1 protein-coding gene is annotated in these 2,545 nt (G+C 70.0%); it reads right to left on the bottom strand.

All coding sequences use genetic code 11. The annotated features are described in order from the left end of the window. Window positions 1-2,545, bottom strand: a 2,545-nt coding sequence (locus VN856_RS06090; protein ID WP_325687159.1) for an alpha-(1->3)-arabinofuranosyltransferase domain-containing protein, incomplete at both ends; no start/stop codon positions are given.

Genomic DNA, 2,545 nt, shown 5'->3' with positions numbered 1-2,545 from the left:
GCCAATGGTGTCAATCGAGTTCCAGTGCTGGTGTGGGCCACCCATCCGGTGTTGATACTTTCCGGAACGACCAGCACCCGCGACGTCGTCCCGTCCGGCACCCGCACTTCGCGACGGGCCGGCCCCCACACTCCGGTGGCCGCCGGCGCCTCCGGGGCGGTGACCGACTGCGCCGCGAGCGGTCCGGACAACTCCGCACCGTCGACGACGAATTGCGGCCCGGGGCTTACCAATAGTTCCTGCTGGCCGGTGGGCAACGTGATCGGCTCGGCGTCGCAGGGCTGCGCGGTTACCGGAGCGCCGTCCAGCAGCGCGCCGACGGTGGTGTTGACCGAGGTGTGCACAAAGCGGCCGGCGATCGCGATGACCGGTCCGTGCTCGCAGTCGACGGTGACCTCGCGAGTCCGGTTGCGCGCTGCGTTGGCCGCGGCGATCGGTCTGCCGTCGGTGCCCAGCGCCGCAATCTCGGCCAGCCCCGGTGGCTTGAGTTGGTCGAAGCCGAGCGCGGTGCGGTCGATGACGTCTTTCCAGTCGAGCAGGCTGACCGCGATGGTGTCGGTCACCCGCGGCTGTAGCGGCAGGTCTTGTGGCCCAGATGTTTTCAGCGCCCGGACCTGCGGACCGTCGCCTAGGTCGACGGCCACCATGGTCGGGTGCGCGGGCACCGGTGACGTGCTGGGCGTGACTCGCAGACCGGCCACTTCGGTGGGTTGCGGGAGGGTGAGGGTGAGCGTCGGGGGCGTCTTGTGCTGCACCACTCGCTGCGGTGCCGTCCACGCGGTGGCCGGGTCGCCGTCGGAGGCGGCAGAGGCCGCGCCGAGGACGTCGACCAGATCGGAGTCGCCGTGAGCCTGCGTGGTGTCCGGCTCGGCGACCAGGTCGGCCAGTTTGGGGCCCGACCGGGCGCGGACCCAGATCGTCGGCTGCACCGACATCGGCTGCGGCACGTTCAGCGTGCGACTGAAGGTCGCGGGTGTTTCCGTCGCCAGCGCCATCGACGGCGCGCATTGCACGTTCGTCAGACCGGTCGCGCAGCCCGGTCTACCCAGCGGATCGGAACCCAGATCCCATTGTGCCACTGCGGCGTTCGGCGGGGGAGCGGGAACGAGCGCGGTGTGCCGAATATCGATCGGATGCGCGAAGCCGCGGGCGTCGTACTGCGTGATCGACAAGTCGGTGATCGCGAATTGCACCCCTGGCGACCCGTCGTCAGTGCCGATCGCGGTGATGCGGACCCACGGAGTCTCGCCGTACGGCAACGCCCCGCTGATCGGTTTGCCCGCCTCGTCGAACCGTAACGTCGTTGTCCCGGTGGCGGTTTCGACTTCGACACGTCGGACCTGCGCGCCGACAGTCGTCGCGCTGGGGGTGATGGTGATGATGCTGTTGGTCACCGGGTGGTCGAAGTCGACCTGAAGCCATTGACCGACGGCCGACTGCAGGCTGTTGGACACCCAGGCGGTCGCCGAATCGGCATCGATCGCCGCAACCGGGGATGCGGCGGTCGCGACGTCGGGCAAAACCGTCGAGTCCGACGACGAACTCGACGCCGTCAACCGGCCGCCGGTCCACGAGCCGTAGACGGTGTCCGCGCCCGGACTCGGATAGTCCGGCACCCGGTTGAAGGTGTGCCGGGTATCGCCGACGGCACGGATCGCCGACGAGTGCTCGTCGACCCGGCCGTAGTCGGTCTCGCGGGCCAGCGGTGTGTCGGTGATCGTGACGACCGGTACCGGCAGACCCGCACCGACGGCGTCGGCGGTCAGCAGCGCCGGGCCGAGCGGGGGCCGGCCAGACAGCCGGCGACGTTCGTCGAGTCGCAGCAAGGCCTCGGGGCCGCCGTCGACGCGGGGCAGTCCGTCGATGTCTGCCAGATAGGGAGCGCCGGGGTCGCCGGCCATGGCGGTCACGCGGTAGATCTCGACGGCGGGATATCGAGGACGCAGTTCGCTGTCGGTGACGAATCCGGACACCGGGCCCGGACCGACCGGCGGCCCGAACTCGGCGACCTTCTGCAGTCGCGGCGATCCAGTGACGGCCCGGTGCACCAGGATCGGGCGGGCCGACCGAGACGCGTCGGGGTCCAGGTCGTTGCGCATCACGACATACGAAATGCCTTGACGAGCAAGAGTATCGGCGAGGCCCGCGGAGGGCGTCCCGGAGGCGAACAGCCGTTGGACCGAGTCCAGCGCCCGGATGGTCTGCGGCGGAGTCAGCGGGATGGAGTCGCGCACACCCCACGGGCTGTCGCCGAGCACTTGTAGCGGTTCGTCGTGGCTGGTCCCCCACAGTTGCGTGGCGAACGGCGCGCCGGGAACCACCAGCACCCGGCCCGGCGCCGGCGTACCGGTGTCGTGCGCGGACAGCCAGTCGGCGGCGTCATGCCAATACCGCGGTATCGCGTTGTAGGTGCCCGGCGGGGTCATCCGCCCGGTCCACGCCAGCGATGTCCCGGCCATCAGCGCGGTCAGCACCACGATCCCTACCGCAACCCGCTTGTCGCGCTCCGGGTGAGCAAACGCACTGCGCCATAACGGTTTCGGCG

This window comes from Mycobacterium sp. (genome assembly GCF_035603715.1).
GTDB lineage: Bacteria > Actinomycetota > Actinomycetes > Mycobacteriales > Mycobacteriaceae > Mycobacterium.
Note: the sequence above shows the minus strand (reverse complement) of the source record. Positions and strands in the feature narration are given on the sequence as shown.